The organism is Streptomyces gelaticus (assembly GCF_014649535.1).
Classification (GTDB): domain Bacteria; phylum Actinomycetota; class Actinomycetes; order Streptomycetales; family Streptomycetaceae; genus Streptomyces; species Streptomyces gelaticus.
On record NZ_BMTF01000005.1, the window covers coordinates 166,312 to 181,859 of the forward strand.

Annotated in this window: 16 protein-coding genes; 7 read left to right on the forward strand and 9 right to left on the reverse strand. The window is 71.1% G+C overall.

From position 1 onward, the window contains the following. Entirely contained in the window at positions 1–678 is a 678-nt protein-coding gene (locus IE107_RS09615) for a hypothetical protein (protein ID WP_189543179.1), read from the reverse strand. Positions 679–1,312: 634 nt separating this feature from the next. On the opposite strand from IE107_RS09615, the gene IE107_RS09620 reads away from it, so the two are divergent. Further along, entirely contained in the window at positions 1,313–2,140 is an 828-nt protein-coding gene (locus IE107_RS09620; protein ID WP_229866796.1) for a L,D-transpeptidase family protein, read from the forward strand. A gap of 65 nt (positions 2,141–2,205) precedes the next feature. Beyond that, positions 2,206–2,784 (forward strand): Uma2 family endonuclease, encoded by a 579-nt coding sequence (locus tag IE107_RS09625; RefSeq protein WP_189543181.1) that lies wholly within the window; start codon positions 2,206–2,208, stop codon positions 2,782–2,784. A gap of 75 nt (positions 2,785–2,859) precedes the next feature. Here the strand turns inward: IE107_RS09625 and metG are convergent, their stop codons facing one another. After that, positions 2,860–4,500 (reverse strand): methionine--tRNA ligase, encoded by a 1,641-nt coding sequence (gene metG, locus IE107_RS09630; RefSeq protein WP_189543182.1) that lies wholly within the window; start codon positions 4,498–4,500, stop codon positions 2,860–2,862. 148 nt (positions 4,501–4,648) lie between these two features. Here metG and IE107_RS09635 point away from each other — a divergent pair, with 148 nt between their 5' ends. Together IE107_RS09635 and IE107_RS09640 are read left to right on the forward strand one after the other, a co-directional pair. Then, on the forward strand, positions 4,649–5,302 hold the full coding sequence (locus IE107_RS09635) for a response regulator transcription factor (protein WP_189543446.1): 654 nt from the start codon (positions 4,649–4,651) through the stop codon (positions 5,300–5,302). Then, positions 5,299–6,510: a sensor histidine kinase gene (locus IE107_RS09640; RefSeq protein WP_189543184.1), complete on the forward strand. Its 1,212-nt coding sequence runs from the start codon at positions 5,299–5,301 to the stop codon at positions 6,508–6,510. Before IE107_RS09635 ends, IE107_RS09640 begins: the two co-directional genes overlap by 4 nt. Here the strand turns inward: IE107_RS09640 and IE107_RS09645 are convergent. Then, entirely contained in the window at positions 6,444–8,030 is a 1,587-nt protein-coding gene (locus IE107_RS09645) for a VWA domain-containing protein (protein ID WP_189543186.1), read from the reverse strand. The genes IE107_RS09640 and IE107_RS09645 overlap by 67 nt on opposite strands. 370 nt (positions 8,031–8,400) lie before the next feature. On the opposite strand from IE107_RS09645, the gene IE107_RS09650 reads away from it, so the two are divergent. Both IE107_RS09650 and IE107_RS09655 read left to right on the forward strand, forming a co-directional pair. Further along, positions 8,401–8,913, forward strand: a complete 513-nt coding sequence (locus IE107_RS09650) for a hypothetical protein (RefSeq protein WP_189543187.1) — start codon at positions 8,401–8,403, stop codon at positions 8,911–8,913. Positions 8,914–8,959: 46 nt separating this feature from the next. After that, the gene (locus IE107_RS09655; RefSeq protein ID WP_189543189.1) at positions 8,960–9,409 is read left to right on the forward strand and encodes an RNA-binding S4 domain-containing protein; all 450 of its coding nucleotides are present in this window, start codon (positions 8,960–8,962) and stop codon (positions 9,407–9,409) included. A 22-nt stretch (positions 9,410–9,431) separates the two neighbouring features. Here the strand turns inward: IE107_RS09655 and IE107_RS09660 are convergent, their stop codons facing one another. The 4 genes from IE107_RS09660 to IE107_RS09675 form a co-directional block, all read right to left on the reverse strand. Further along, on the reverse strand, positions 9,432–11,354 hold the full coding sequence (locus IE107_RS09660; RefSeq protein ID WP_229866797.1) for an FUSC family protein: 1,923 nt from the start codon (positions 11,352–11,354) through the stop codon (positions 9,432–9,434). 58 nt (positions 11,355–11,412) lie between these two features. Beyond that, a complete protein-coding gene (locus IE107_RS09665; protein WP_189543191.1) occupies positions 11,413–11,664 on the reverse strand; it encodes a DUF2630 family protein in 252 nt (83 codons plus the stop codon). A gap of 40 nt (positions 11,665–11,704) precedes the next feature. Beyond that, positions 11,705–12,655, reverse strand: a complete 951-nt coding sequence (locus IE107_RS09670) for an NADP-dependent oxidoreductase (RefSeq protein ID WP_189543193.1) — start codon at positions 12,653–12,655, stop codon at positions 11,705–11,707. A 146-nt stretch (positions 12,656–12,801) separates the two neighbouring features. Continuing rightward, positions 12,802–13,698, reverse strand: coding sequence for a hypothetical protein (locus IE107_RS09675; RefSeq protein ID WP_189543195.1), 897 nt, complete (start codon positions 13,696–13,698; stop codon positions 12,802–12,804). Positions 13,699–13,817: 119 nt separating this feature from the next. Here IE107_RS09675 and IE107_RS09680 point away from each other — a divergent pair, with 119 nt between their 5' ends. After that, positions 13,818–14,240, forward strand: a complete 423-nt coding sequence (locus tag IE107_RS09680) for a hypothetical protein (RefSeq protein ID WP_189543197.1) — start codon at positions 13,818–13,820, stop codon at positions 14,238–14,240. Positions 14,241–14,330: 90 nt separating this feature from the next. On the opposite strand, the gene IE107_RS09685 is transcribed toward IE107_RS09680, so the two are convergent. Both IE107_RS09685 and IE107_RS09690 read right to left on the reverse strand, forming a co-directional pair. Continuing rightward, entirely contained in the window at positions 14,331–14,753 is a 423-nt protein-coding gene (locus IE107_RS09685; RefSeq protein ID WP_189543448.1) for a universal stress protein, read from the reverse strand. 119 nt (positions 14,754–14,872) lie between these two features. Continuing rightward, complete coding sequence (locus IE107_RS09690) at positions 14,873–15,544, reverse strand: FMN reductase (RefSeq protein ID WP_189543200.1); 672 nt, start codon at positions 15,542–15,544, stop codon at positions 14,873–14,875. Positions 15,545–15,548: the final 4 nt, after the last annotated feature.

Consider the following 15,548-nt stretch of genomic DNA (forward strand, 5'->3'; position numbering starts at 1 on the left):
TCACAGAAGTTCGGTTGTCGCGGAGGCCGTGCCCTTGTCGCCTTCGTTCTCCGAATCCGGAGCCGGGGCGTCGGCAGGGTCGGCGATCTGAGTGCTTGGCGCGGGCCCGCCATCGACCTCGGCCTTGTCCTTTGCCAGCAGCCATGCGCCGGACGTGTTCCGCGTGAACGTCAGTGTGTGGGGGACTGAGTACTCCTCGTACTCCGGAGCCCCGTCGGCCACCTCGGCTGCGGTGAACGGAAGATGGAGGCGTCCGTACTCGGTGATGTGCGAGGTCGTGGTGTCCCCGTTGGTTGTCGTGTCGAGCACGGTCACGTCGACCTCGGCGTACGTATAGCCGCCGTCGGCCTTCTTGTAGACGTTGCCCTTTCGGGCCAGTGCGGCAAGGTCACGCTGTAGTTCGGCCCTCATCGGCCCCGTGGCCGCGGACAGGACGTCAGCCGAACGCAACCGCGCCGGGTTCGTGGTCAGCGCATCGGCACGCTGCTGCAGGTAGCGCTCGGCCAACAGAGAGAGTTGGCCTGAATCCGGCGCCGTCGAAGGTTGGTTCGCAGAATCCGCTGACGCGGCAGTGCCGGCGGACAGCAGCGCTGTGGCTAATACCGAGACGACGATGCGTCTGTGCGATGCGCGCATGCGCATGTTTCCCCCAAGAACTTGATGGCTGATCGTGGTCAAGGGTGTCTTAGCATGAGGAAACGTTCACGGCGCGAAGCGTTCCTGTCTGAAATCGGTACTGAGGTTGACTGATAAGGCTTGCTGCGGGATCCGCTGGACGGCATGAAGTTGCTTTCGCAACCATTATTCTCTCGGGGAGCGGGGATCGTGGGCGTGTCGGCGCGGGTGAAGATGACGTGGGCGGAGCCGGGCACAGGTTCCGCCGGTGACATCGCTTCCGGACGGCCTTCGACGGTTGCTCATACGCCCTCGTCGTGGACGGCCAACATGTGCGCAGGCATGTTGCCGCAGTCGACGTCTGCACCCACGCACACGACTGACCCGCAGCGTGCTGCACGCCGGGTACGAGGGCGGGCACACCTGTCATATCGGGCAGTTCTTCGTCGCGGAGTTCGCGATCCTCGACTCGGCGAAGGTCGAACCTCCGTTCCCCCGCGGAGGGGAAGGACCCGGAACGTACATGCACGGGACGGCTTCGGGGCCCTTCGGCGCAAGTGTCCGGCGGGGGATACAGCCGTATGGCCCCGTACGGATTCGCGCTCGCGCGACGCGGCGTTAACTGGGGGCGGCGGCAAGAGGCGTGACGGGGAGCTCGCCCGTGCCGCCGTCACCCCATTGCCGCTGAGGAGTTCCTGTGTCCGTGTTCCGTCCGTCGTCCCTCCGGCGTCCCCCGTACGCCGTCCACGCCGGTACCTGTGCCGCCGCGCTGCTGCTGCTCACCGCGTGCGGCGACACCACCTCCGATACCGCCACCGGAAAACCGGCCGTCCGGGCGTCCTCCTCGGTTTCCTCCGGTGTCGCGGGTCCGCAGGCCGACGGGGTACGCAGACGGGCCGCCCCCGGGCCGTACGCGCCGGTCGTCCGGCCGCGAGAGATTCCAGCGCTGGGACCGAAGACCCGGGCCGCGATCCCGGCGTCCTCCAAACAGGTCTTCGTCGTCACCGGCGACGGCTACGACTCCAGCCGGTCCACCGCGGTCCTCTACGCCCGCGACAACCCGGCCCTGGGATGGCTGCCCGTCACCACCCGCTGGCCGGCCCACAACGCGCTGAACGGCTGGACCGACGAGCACTGGGAGAACGACCTCCGTTCCCCGGTCGGGGTCTACGGGCTGACGCACGCGGGCGGCCTGTACGACCCTCCCGAGACAGCGCTCCCCTATGACCGGAACCCGGCGTTCGTGGTGAGCGGCGAGGGCTTCGACGGGGAGCCGCTCGAAGGGTCCTTCGACTACGTCATCGCCGTCGACTACAACCGGACCCCCGGCGTCACCCCCCTCGACCCCGAACGCCCGCTCGGCAAGGAACGCGGCGGCGGCATCTGGATCCACGTCGACCACGGCGGCCCGACCCAGGGCTGCATCTCCCTCCCCCTGGAACGGATGCGGGAACTCCTGAGCACCCTCGACCCGGCGAAGAAACCGGTCGTCGTGATGGGCGACGCGGAGGCCCTGGAGCGGTGAACGGGATACGGGCCGGGAGGTGGGCCCGTACTCTGGACGCGGACGGTTTTCCTCCAGGAGGCAGTGTGGTCGAGCGGTGCGGGCTCACCCAGGAGGCCTTCGAGGATCTCGCCGGACATGCTCGGCGGGTCGAGGAAGCACCGTGGCTGGAGTTCTTGAACGGGAAGCCGGCCTTCAAGGTTCGGCCGTACGGAAGTCGCGGGCGGGTCGTCGAATGGCTGACGACGTGTCTGTGCGTGCAGGCCGACCAGGGCCATTGGCTCTTCGCCGGACAGGGGCTGCACATCGAGACGCACAGCAAGGGCAACGCCCGCCCGGACGGCGCACTCGCCCCGCTCGACAATTTCGTCGGCCAAGGCGAATGGGCCAGCCCCGACGGCGTCCTGATGGTCGTCGAGGTCACCTCGTACGACGAGGACACCGACCGCCGGGACCGGGTCGAGAAGCCGCGCGCGTATGCCGAGACCGGCATTCCCGTCTACCTGCTCATCGACCGCGGTACCTGTGAGGTCAAGGTGCACTCGCAGCCCGACGGGGTGCGGTACGAGCAGGTGGTGACGGTGCCGTACGGGAAGACCGTCGAGCTCCCCGACCCGGTGGGCATCGAACTCGACACCGAACCGCTGAAGAACTGGGTCCGCTGACCACGAGCGGCAGTACGGCGAAGGGCGGGACCGACAGCGCGGTCCCGCCCTTCGCCGTGTGTACGCGAGTGCCGCCTACGCGGCCTTCTCCTCCAGGCGCGGGAACAGCACCGCGCCCTTCGTCACCGTCGAGCCCGCCGGGAGCCGGCCCCAGCTGCCGGCGTCCTGGACGCGCTGGTCGGCCAGGGCGCCCAGGGACTCCTCGGCGCCCAGGGACTCCCACAGCTTCTGCGAGGTCTCCGGCATCACGGCGTTCAGCAGGACGGCGACACCGCGCAGCGACTCGGCGGCCGTGTAGAGGATCGTGGCGAGCCGGGCCTGGCTCTCGGGGGAGCCCGCTGCGTCAGCAGCATCAGAGAATGCAGTCTTGGCGACCTTCCAGGGCTCCTGCTCCGTGATGTAGCCGTTGACCTGCTTCACGAAGTCGAAGATCGCCAGGATGCCGGCCTGGAAGTCCAGCTCCTCGCCGATCTTCTCGTCGGCCGCGGCGACGGCCTTCGCCAGACCCTCCTGGACCGCCTGCTCGGCGTCACCCGCTGCGGTGGCCTCCGGGAGTGCCCCGCCGAAGTACTTGCCGACCATCGCCGCGACGCGCGAGGCGAGGTTGCCGTAGTCGTTGGCGAGCTCGGAGGTGTAGCGGGCCGAGAAGTCCTCCCAGGAGAACGAGCCGTCGCTGCCGAACGCGATGGCGCGCAGGAAGTACCAGCGGTATGCGTCCACGCCGAAGTGCGAGGTCAGGTCCTGCGGCTTGATGCCCGTCAGGTTCGACTTCGACATCTTCTCGCCGCCGACCATCAGCCAGCCGTTGGCCGCGATCCGGCCCGGCAGCGGCAGACCCTGCGCCATCAGCATCGCGGGCCAGATCACCGCGTGGAAGCGGAGGATGTCCTTGCCCACCAGGTGCACATCGGCGGGGAACGTCCCGTCGAACTTCTCCTGGTCGGCGCCGTAGCCGACCGCCGTGGCGTAGTTCAGCAGGGCGTCGACCCACACATAGATGACGTGCTTCTCGTCCCACGGCACCGGGACGCCCCAGTCGAAGGTCGAGCGGGAGATGGAGAGGTCCTGGAGGCCCTGCTTGACGAAGTTCACGACCTCGTTGCGGGCGGACTCGGGCTGGATGAAGCCCGGGTTGTTCGCGTAGAACTCCATCAGCTTCGGGCCGTAGGCGCTCAGCTTGAAGAAGTAGTTCTCCTCCTTGAGGATCTCCACCGGCTTCTTGTGGATCGGGCACAGCTTGACGCCGTTCTCGTCCTCCACGAGGTCGCCGGGGAGCTTGTACTCCTCGCAGCCCACGCAGTACGGGCCCTCGTAGCCGCCCTTGTAGATCTCACCCTTGTCGTACAGGTCCTGCACGAACTCCTGCACCCGGTCGGTGTGGCGCTTCTCCGTCGTACGGATGAAGTCGTCGTTCGCGATGTGCAGGTGCTCCCAGAGGGGCTTCCAGGCCTCCTCGACGAGCTTGTCGCACCACTCCTGCGGGGTGACCTTGTTCGCCTCGGCAGTGCGCATGATCTTCTGACCGTGCTCGTCCGTGCCGGTGAGGTACCACACCTTCTCGCCGCGCTGGCGGTGCCAGCGCGTGAGCACGTCGCCTGCGACGGTCGTGTAGGCGTGGCCCAGGTGAGGAGCGTCGTTGACGTAGTAGATGGGGGTCGATACGTAGAAATTCTTCACGCCGTCGCCCCCTTGCTTCTCGGATCCAGTGGCCGCCATGGTCGAAATCCTAACGGCCTGCGGGAGATCAACTCACACAGATAAACCCGGCCACCGGCATGGAGACCTTTGCGAAACATCCCTTCCCGTAACAAAGACGCATCCTGGGAGGGAGTGGACACGCGTGTACGAGGCAGGGGACATCACGATGCGGGTACTGGTCGCCGAGGACGAGGAGATCCTGGCGGAGCTGGTCGCCACCGGGCTGCGGCGGGCCGGGTTCGCCGTCGACACGGTGTACAGCGGTGACGCCGCCCTCGCCTACCTCGGGCTGCACGACTACGACGTCGTCGTCCTCGACCGCGACCTGCCACGGGTGCACGGCGACGACGTGGCGCGGAGGCTGGTCGCCTCCGGCGCCCGGACCAGGATCCTGATGCTCACCGCCGCCGGCTCCATGGAGGACCGGGTCGCCGGACTCGACCTCGGCGCCGACGACTACCTGGGCAAGCCCTTCGAATTCCCCGAGCTGGTCTCGCGGGTACGGGCGCTGCGGCGGCGCAGCGCCCGCCCCGTGCCGCCGCAGCTGGAACGGCACGGCGTCCGGCTCGACACCGTACGGCGCACCGCCTCGCGGGACGGGCAGGAGCTGGACCTCTCGCCGAAGGAGTTCACCGTGCTCCAGCTGCTGCTGGAGGCCGACGGCGGGACCGTCAGCGCCGAGGAACTGCTGGAGCGGGCCTGGGACGCCAACGCCGACCCCTTCACCGGCGCCGTCCGCGTCTGCATGAGCAAGCTTCGCGGGAAGCTCGGCGAACCGGCACTGATCCGTACGGTGCAGGGCGTGGGGTACGCACTGTGAAGCGCCTCGCGCAGGTGCCGCACTCCCGGATCCGGACCCGGATCGCGCTCGTGTACGGGGGAGTGTTCCTGGTTCTCGGCACGGCGCTGCTCGTCACCGTCAACCTCGCCTCCCGCGCCGGTACGGACTCCCAGGCGCGCGACATCGCCCGTACGGCCGCGGTCGTCCAGCCCGGCTACGCGGTGAACGGACCGCTCGTCACCCGGCGGAATCTCGGGCCGCCCACCGTCTACGACCTCACCGACCATGTCAGCGACGCGGCCGGACACCAGCTGCTCGTCTGGTCCGCGGCGTCGCTGCTCGTCATGACGGCCTGCGCGGTCGGTGTGGGCTGGTGGACCGCGGGGCGGGTGCTGCGCCCCGTCCACGCCATGACCGCGAAGGCGCGCCGCCTCTCCGAGCACAATCTGCACGAGCGGATCGCGTCCAGCGGGCCCGACGACGAGCTGAAGGAGCTCGGCGACACGCTCGACGCGCTGCTGGCCCGGCTGGAGAAGGCGTTCGACAGCCAGCGGCGGTTCATCGCCAATGCCTCCCACGAGCTGCGGACCCCGCTCGCCACCCAGCGGGCGGCGATCCAGATCGGTCTGGACGACCCGTCCCCGGAGGATCTCGTACGGACCCGGCAGACGCTCCTGGACAACAACCGGCGCAGCGAGCGGCTCATCGAGGGTCTGCTGGTCCTGGCCCGCAGTGAGCGCGGGCTCGCCGAGGGCGAGCGGGAGACGGTGGATCTCGCTCAGGTGGTGGCGGAGGAGACGGCCCGGCACCCGGGTGTGCGGGCCGACTCCCACTTCTGCACGGTGCGGGGGAACCGGATGCTGCTCGCGCAGCTGGTGGCGAATCTGCTGGCCAACGCCGTCACGTACAACGTGCCGGACGGGACGGTGGACGTGTCACTGGTGACGGCCGGCGGTGGGGCGCTGCTGGAGGTGCGCAACACCGGGCCCGTGGTGGACGCGGCGGACATTCCCGGGCTGTTCGAGCCGTTCCGGCGGGGTGAGGGCAGGGACCGGATGGGCCGGGGGTCGGGGCTCGGCCTCTCGATCGTGCGCTCCATCGCCGTCGCGCACGGCGGTACGGTCACGGCGGTGCCGGGCCCCGGGGGCGGGCTCGCCGTGACCGTACGTCTGCCGGTCGATCAGGCGTCGGCCGCGGTGTCGCGGGCCGCGATCCAGGCGGGGAGCGCGGCGAGGACCTCGCGGTAGAACGTGGTGTCCGCGACCTCGCGGGGGGCGGGGCCCGCGTGGAAGAAGCCGGTGTTCGGGGCGTCCAGCTTGCGCAGGAAGTCGAAGCCCTTGGCGTCCTGTTCGCCGAACGCGACGAACTGGAAGAACAGCGGCAGCCGGGCCGCGTCGGCCAGTGCCTGCTTGGCGGCCTGCTTGGCGTCCGGCGGGCCGTCCGTCTGGAAGATCACCAGGGCGGGGCCGGTCGCCTCCGACTTCTCGTAGTGCGCGACGACCTCTTCGACGGCGCGCTGGTAGTTCGTACGGCCGAGGCGGCCGAGGCCCGCGTTCAGCTCGTCGATCCGGCCCTCGTGGTCGTCGAGGCCGACCGTGCCGGTGCCGTCGATGTCCGTCGAGAAGAAGACGACGGGGACGTTCGCGTTCTCGTCCAGGTGCGCGGCGAGTGCGACGGTGCGGTCGCCCAGGTGCTGGGCGCTGCCGTCCTTGTAGAACGGCCGCATGGAACCGGAGCGGTCGAGGACCAGGTAGACGGTGGCCCGCAGCCCGGTCAGCCCGTGGGCCTTCAGCCCGGCCTGGGCGGCCTTGTACGAGTCGACGAGCCCGGGGGCGCGCGACTTGACCCGGGCGAGGGTGATGGCGGGCTTGGGGGTGGACGCGGGGGCGGGCTCGGGCTTGGTTTCCGCCTCGGGCTCGACGGGTTCCGGTTCCGCCTCGGCTTTGACGGGTTCCGGTTCCGCCTCGGGCTCGACGGGGGCCTCGACCTCGGCCTTGGCCGGTTCCGGTTCCGGCTCCGCCTCGACCGGCTCGACCGGCTCGGCCGCCGCGGCCTGCGCCTCGACCTCCGGCTCCGCCTTCACCAGCTCCGGCTCCGCCTCGGGCTTCACCTCGGCCTCTACCGCCTCGGGCTTCACCTCGGCCTCGACCGGCCCGGTCTGCGCCTCAACCTTCGGCTCAGCCTCGGCGGCTACGGGCTCGGGCTCGGCTACGGGCTCGACCATCTGCTCGGGCTCAGCCACCGGCTCCGCCTCGGTGGGCGTCTCCACGGCCTCCGGCTTGGCGGACGTCTCCACGGCCTCCGCCTCGACGGGCGTCTCGACGACCTCCGCCTTCACCTCCGGCTCCGGCTCCGTAGCCTCGACGGCCTTCACCTCCGCCTCGACGGTCGCCTCGACGGCCCCCGCCTTCGCCTCCGGCTCCGCCGGCTCCGTCACCTCCGGCTTCGGGGCCGAACCCTGGGGCGGGACCGTGGGGCGGGACGGCTTGTCGAAGGCGGCCGCCACCAGGTCCGAGGCCAGGCCGCTGTTGTCGGTGGACCGGGGGGAGGCGGGGGCCGGTCCCGAAGCCTTGGCGGCGGGGGCGGTTTCGAGCACCGGGGCCGGCTCTGCGGCCTGCTCGTCCGCCGTCTCCGTCTCCGTCGCCTTGACCGGCTCCGGCTCCGCGGGGGCGGAGCGTTCGGTCTGGGGCGGGACCGTGGCCGTCGGCGCGTCCTGCTCCGCGTGGTCACGGCCGAACACCTTGCGCAGCAAGCTCCGAATGCCCATGGGCGAGGCCTTTCGCGTGAGTTGGGTGCGAGAAATGCCCGGCCTGTGGGAATTGATCCCTGGCCAGGGCGGATACGTAAGGTTAGCGGCCGGATCCGGCCCTTCGGTGGTGCGGCCCGCCCGTGTGGGAACTGAGCCGGAACCGATCCCTGAACGAGTCCTGTGCGTGTGCCGTGCGGGCCTGATGTGCGTCGTTCAAATGTGCGCACTCGCTCCTGAGTCGCCTTGTCAACGTGAACGGACGGTGTGCCTGACGCTTAGTCAGGCACACCGTTGTCCGTTGTTCGCCTGCGTTGTCAAGACGGGATCCTTCATGGGAAAACCATCCTGTAGAACACGTTTTGCCGCCTGTGCCGTCGCGGCAGGGGCGATGCTTTCCGGCCTCGTTCCGGCGGTCGGTGCCGCGGCTGCTCCGGCTTCCGCCCCGCCGTCCGCGGCGAGGGCCGCGGACGTTCCCGTACCGGGCAGCGAGGGCATGCCGGACGACGGGTTCGACAATGAATCCGAGGGCGAGCAGGACGACTTCGCCGGAACCGCCGGCCGCGCGGCCGCCTCCCCCGCCCCGGGCGTCTCCGCGCCCGCCGCCGCTCACGTGCCGGGACGGCCCGCAGACTTCGAGCTGGTGAAGGGCACCGACATCTCCGGCCTCGTCACGAAGCTGGACGACGCACTGCCCAAGCAGGGCCTCACCGAGCTGATGGAACAGGCCAACAGGCCCGCCGGGTGGGAGGGCGAGTGCGGGGCCGCCGGTATCTACGGCCCCGATCTGGCGGTCAACCACCGGGTCTGCTGGAAGAGTGACGACGCCACCTCCTCGGAGTGGGTGCCGCAGGCCGTCACCGGCGTCTCGGACGCGCAGGAGGACGAGGACTGTCCGAAGTGATCAGCGACTTCGGCTGATCCGCCGGACAGGCCCTACAGTCGGAGACATGGTTTCCGGTGAGGCGCCGCAGGCGGAAGGCAGTGTTCGGGTCGACGTCTGGATCTGGTCGGTCCGGTTGACGAAGACCCGTTCGCAGGCCACTGCCGCCTGCCGCGCGGGTCATGTGAAGGTCGCCGGTGAGCGCGCCAAGCCCGCCCAGGCGGTGCGGGTCGGCGACGAGGTACGGCTCCGGCACGCCGGCCGCGACCGGATCGTGGTCGTGTCGAAGATCGTCAAGAAGCGGGTCGGCCCGCCGGTCGCGGCGGAGTGCTTCATCGACAACAGCCCGCCCCCGCCGCCGCGCGAGGCGGCGGTCCAGGTCCCGGTCCGGGACCGGGGCGCGGGGCGGCCGACGAAGCGGGACCGGCGCGAGATGGAGCGGCTGCGCGGCGCCGGCCCCTCGGCCCGTGAGGCGTCGGCCCGCGAGGCCTCACGGCGCGACGGCCCCACGCGGTGAGGCCCCACGCGGTGAGGTCCCGCTAAGGCTGGGGCGAGGCGATCGCCCGCGCCGCCGCCACCTCCTGGCGCAGCGGAGCCAGTACGCCCTCCTCGTCGCCCGGAAGTTCGGCGCGCACCCCCACCAGGACCTCGCTCGCGCGGATCCCGTCGGCCAGCTCCCGCAGCTGCCGCCGGATCTCCGCGACCTCCGCCGGCGGTGGCTCGGGTGCTCCGTGATTGACACGGACCCGGGCCGCCGTCGTCGCGTCCACGATGCGTTCGACCGCGACGACCAGCGGCCACCAGGCGGCGGCCCGGGTGCCGACCGGGGGCGGTTCCGTCAGGGCGCGCTGGAATTCGGAACGCACGACCGACATCTCGCGGTAGATCCGGCGCCGGGCCCGCACCCGTTCCGCCCGGTCGCCAAAGCTGCCCGGCTCGAAGGCGTACGCCACGTAGTCGGCGATGTCCGTCACCGCGTCCGCGAGCCGGTGCCCGATCCGTACGTGCCAGCTCTCCGGCCACAGCAGATAGCCCGCCACCAGCACGATCGCGCAGCCGATCAGACTGTCCAGGAACCGCGGCCAGACCAGGTGGAAGCCCTGGTGGTTCAGCAGGTCGGACAGGAGCAGGATGACCGGGGTGATGGCCGCGGTCTGGAAGGCGTAGCCCTTCGCCGTCAGCGCCGGGATCAGCGCGGCGAGCACCACCATCACCGGCACGTCCCACCAGCCGACCGGCACCGCGGCGAGCACCGGCGCGGCGATCACGAGCCCGGCCGCGGTGCCCACCGACCGCAGCACGGCCCGCGAGAACACCGAGCCGAAGTCCGGCTTGAGGACGAAGGTGACGGTCAGTGCGACCCAGTAGGAGCGCGGCACCGCGATCAGCGAGGTCAGCGCCTGGGCCAGGCCGATGCACAGCGCCAGGCGCAGCCCGTAGCGCCACGAGGCCCCGGAGAGCAGTACGTCGCGGGCGGCCCGCCGGATCCGCACCCCGAGCGCGGCGGGGCGGCCGAGCCGGTCGTCGACGTTGTACGGGTCCGGGTCGGCCTTGTGCACGACGACCGCCGCGTGCCGCAAAGCGCTGTCCACCGCCCGGGTGGCGGGTGAGTCCGGTGCGGGCAGGGTGAGTTCGGGGCGGCCGGTGCGGCTCTCCTCGACGGCGGCGGCCAGTTCGCGTACCGCCGCCGGGATCTCGTCCGGGAGCGTGAGCCGGCGCACATGGACGGCGGGGGCCGCCTCGATGAGCGGGATGACGACGTTGAGCTGGGCGAGCAGCCGCACCATGGCGTTGCTGCGGCCGTGGTAACGGGCCCGGCGGGCCAGGATCAGGTCGTAGGACGTGTTGAGGGACTGGGTGACGGCGTGCCGCTGCTCCTCGTACGCGTCGGTGCCCGCGGCGGCGAGCAGGTCGGCGGCCGCGAGATAGGTGTTCGCGACCGCGACCCGCTCCGGAAGCTTCCGCCGCAGCGGCCAGGCCAGCAGGGTCAGGGCGAGGACGAACAGTCCGCCGACCGTGAGCAGCAGCGGTGCCACCCACCAGGGTTGCGGCATCGGGAGCCCGGCGCCGACCACCGCGTTGAGCAGGAGCAGCAGCCCGGACACGGAGGCGATGGCGCCGATCGTCGACATCATTCCGGAGACCAGGCCGACCAGGGTCAGTGCGGCGACGGCCGCCCAGCCCGTTCCGTACACCAGCGTGCCGAGCATGATGCCGAGCGCGCCGAAGAGCTGCGGGACGGCGATGTTGAGTATGCGCATCCGGTACGCGTCGGCGGTGTCGCCGATGACGCCGGAGAGCGCGCCCATGGAGACGAGCGCGCCGTATGCGGGCCGGTCCAGCGCGAAGCCGACGGCGAGCGGCGCGGCCAGGGAAATGGAGGCGCGCGCGACCGCCGCCCAGGCGATGGGCGTGGACGACTGCGGGCGCAGGCCGCTCAGCAGCCAGGCAGGTGGCGTCACGCGCCGCCGTCCGGATGCGGTCTCCGTATCGGTCAACGCGTCCCCCTGAGTCGTGCGTTCAGCTGCGGTGGTCCTCGACCTCTTCGGCGGGCCGTACCTCCGCCGTGGCCGGATCCTTGCCGTACTCGCTCAGCGCCCGGAGCCGGCGCATCAGGTCCCAGCACTGATCGAGCCGCGTCTCAACGGTACGCAGCCGTGCCTTCTCCTCCGCGCTGAGGCCCATTTCGCGGGTGGAGCGGTCGCGCAGGCTCCGTTCCTCGGAGACGAGGCCGCCGATCTCGTCGATGATGTCGTGTTCGCGGTCGTCCATGATGTCTCCTCCGTGGCGGGCAGCGCGGTGCGGGCGGGCCTCAGAGCACGATGACGGTCTTGCCGCGTGCGCCGCCCGTCCGGTTCCGGTCCAGGGCCTGCGGGGCCTTCTCCAGCGGGAGCTCGATGTCGATGGGTACCCGCAGCACAGCGTCGACGGCGCCCGCGGCCAGCACGTCCAGCAGGACCGGGGTGGGTTCGAGCCGGAAGTCGATGCCGGTCACGTCCGCGGGCAGGGCGGCCCCGGCGGCCACGCCCCGGGTGGTGAGCGCGATGCCGCCGGGGCGGACCGGCGCGGCATGGGCGGCGAAGGAGCCCGGGGTGGCGGAGGCCAGGTCGACCAGTGCGTCGACGCCGTCAGGGCAGCTCTCCCGTACCGCCGCTCCGAGGGGGCGGTCGGTGATGTCGATCGTGACGGCGGCGCCCAGCTCCGTCATCCGCCGGTGATCGTCGCCGCGCACGGCGGCGATCACACGTACGTCGCGGGCCGAGGCGAGCTGGGTCAGATAGCTGCCGACGCCGCCCGCCGCGCCGATGACCAGCAGACTCTCGTGGCCGCGGAACACCGCGGTCTCCAGGATCTGGGCTGCGGCCATCCCGGCGGAGGGCAGCGCGGCCGCGGCCCGGAGGGGGAGGCCGGGCGGAACGGCGGTGATGGCGGAGTCCTGGGGTACGCAGACGTAGTCGCAGTACGTGCCGCCCCCGGCGGCGTTCGCCCGGGGGACCCGGCCGAAGACCTGGTCGCCGACCCGGAAGCGGTTCTCGCCGCTGCCGATCATGTCCACCCGGCCCGCGAAGTCCACGCCGATGACCATCGGGAACACGCGCGGTGCCGGTCCGTCGTCCGGGGAACCCTGTGCGGCCTGCCAGTCGGACGGGTTGAGCGCGGCGTACTCGATCCTGACCCGTACCTCTCCGGCATCCGGCTCGGGCTTGGGCATCTCCACCAGTGCGGGGTCGGCCCGGAACGCGCCGACGGCTATGGCTCGCATGCGGAAGACCTCTCAGTCGCCCCCGATCCGGCAGTCACGAAACCACTCTTCCCCGGCCCGCCCGCCGCCGCATGTCGAGCCCCCAGAGCCCTTGTCGTACGGCGTCGTACCGGGTCATCCCGTGCCCGGGTCATCCCGTGCCCGGGTCATCCCGTGCCCGGGGCGGGCCGTCCCCGGACCGCCCGCCGCCGCACGAGCAAAGCGCACACCGCCACCGCGAGCCCCGCCGCGAACACGATCCACACCGTCGTGCGCAGCGAGGTCGTCAGCGCGTCGTACACCGCCGCCGCGCCCGCCGTCTCGGTGTCCGGTACCCCGGACAGCACCCGGCCGCGGGTGTACCCGACCACCGCGCGCAGCACGAGCGCCCCGAGTGCGAAACCGAGCCCGGCCACGGCGGTGGCGGAGAGCGCGGCGGGCCCGGAGCGCCTGTGCCCCGGGCCGCCGCCGCGCGCCCAGGCCACGACCACGGCCAGGACGGCGACCGCGAGCGTGCCCGCGCCCGGCCAGAGGCTGCCGGTCCGCAGCAGGCGGAAGGTCTGGCGCAGCTGGTCGGCGCGGTCGGCGGAGATGAGCGTGATGTCGGTGTGCTGGACCGGAATCCGGTCGGCGAACGGCACCCCGTTCGCCTCCAGGTTCTGTTTGACCCGTTCGGTCACGGGCGCCAGGTCGATGGTCACGGCCTCGCCGGTCTTGCCGTTCAGTGCGGCGGTGACGGCCTCGTGGGCGGTGCGGTTGGCGGCGTTCCAGGCGTCCTGGAAGGCGTCGGTGGTGGTGAAGGAGAGCACCGCCTGGTGCAGGAAGTCCCGCACGGTGTTCTCGAGCGGGCCGGCGTCGATCTGCTTCATCGCCCCGTCGGTGATGAGGTCGGTGACGGTGCCCTGCACCGCAGGGTCGGAGGCCAGCGGGGCCACCGCTGCGACGTAGCGGTCCGTGTTGTCGATCTCCAGATCCACCCAGGCGGAGAGCGCGCCGACGGGGACGAGGACGGCGAGCAGCACCAGCAGTACCGCCGAGAGACCCGCCGAGAGATACGTCCGCACCCTTCCAGGGAATCCCGCGGACCGCCGCCGCGCCCCGGGCCGTACGCCATCCGAGTTGCCGGGTGGTGCGGCCGGGTGTGCCCTGGAAGGAAAAGAAGTCACGGAAGGAGAACTCCGCCATGTCCACACACGCAGCAATGCCGGCTCGCGGACGGTCCGGGCCGAGGGCACACGCACGCGGACACAGCGCGCTCTCCTGGGCGATCCCCGTCACGCTGGGTGCGGCGTACGGTCTCTACGCCTCCTTCGTCCTCCGCAACAACGGCGCGAGCGGGCCCCGGCAGTTCTGGTACGGCCTGATCACGGCGGTGGTGCTCGCCGTGCTGTGCTTCGCGCTGGGCCGGATCCAGCACACCATGCTGCCCCTGGTGCGGGCGGTGGCCTACGGCGCGCTGACGGCGGCGGCGTTCGGTCTGCTGGTCGGACTGACCGATTCGAGTGTGCTGCGGTCCTCGATGCTGGGACTGTCGGTGGGCCTCGGCATGTTCGTCAGCACCTTCTACATCTTCTACACGCACGAGAAGACGCACGAGAAGACGTGAGCCCCGCGCCGGTGACGCGAGGGCGGGCCCGCACACGATCGGTGCGGGCCCGCCCTCATGTCTGCGGCCGGTCCGTCGGCCGGTCCGCCGTCAGCCGCGTACGACCGTCACCGGGCACGGTGCGTGCTGGGTGACATGGAGGCTGACCGAGCCGAGCAGGGTCGCCTTGAAGCCGCTGTAGCCGCGCGCTCCCACGACGAGCAGGCTGGCTCCCTCGGCGCGGTCCAGCAGGGACTGGGCCGGGTTGCCGATCACCACGATCTTGCTGATCGCCGCCGCGCCCTCGGCACCCAGGGCCTCCTCCAGCGTCTCGGTGAGGGCCACGGTCGCCAGGGCCTGCGGGTCGAAGTCCTCCGGCATGCCGGGCATCATCGACGCCCAGCTCGTCGCGGGGTACTCCCAGCTGTTGACGGCCTCCACCGTGTCACCGGTCAGCTCCGCCTGGCGTACGGCCCAGTGCAGCGCCTTGACCGACGACTCGGAGCCGTCCACGCCCACCACGATCCTGCCCATCACTGCCTCCAGCTCGGTTCGGCTCAGTGCGCGGATGCGTCGTACGAGACGGGCTCGCACGACGCATCTTTCGGTGTAACTCTAATCAAACCCGGACAACGGTTCCGTCGGCGGGTCCCTCAGTCCAGGCGGAGGTCGGCGAGCTGCTGCTCGAAGGGCACGACCTCGTCGTCGAGCCCGAGCGTCCTCGGCGCCCCGGAGGCCGCCCGGCCGCCCGTGATCATGGCTGCGAGCTCGCCGCCCGCCCGCCGGATGCGGGACGGCAGGCCCTCGGTGTACTCGTCGCCGGACGAGCCCCAGTCCTCGGACGCCGCGTACACGGACGTCGGTACGACGGTGGCCCGCAGATAGGCGAAGAGCGGACGCATCGCGTGTTCCAGGACCAGCGAGTGGCGGGCGGTGCCGCCGGTCGCCGCGATGAGGACGGGCTTGCCGGTCAGCGCCGTGTTGTCGATCAGGTCGAAGAACGACTTGAACAGTCCGCTGTACGAGGCGGTGAACACGGGCGAGACGGCGATCAGCCCGTCCGCCTCCGCCACCTTCTTGATCGCCCCGTCCAGGGCGGCCGGCGGGAACCCGGTGACCAGGTGGTTGGCGATGTCGACGGCCAGGTCGCGCAGTTCGATCACATGGACCTCGACCGTGCGGTCCTGCTCGGCCAGCAGCCGCTCACGCGCGGCGCCGGCCAGCCGCTCGGCCAGCAGCCGGGTCGAGGACGGGCTGCTCAGCCCGGCCGACACGGCGACGATCCGCAGGGGTTCGGTGGCGAATGCGCCGGACGTGGTGGACACGGTG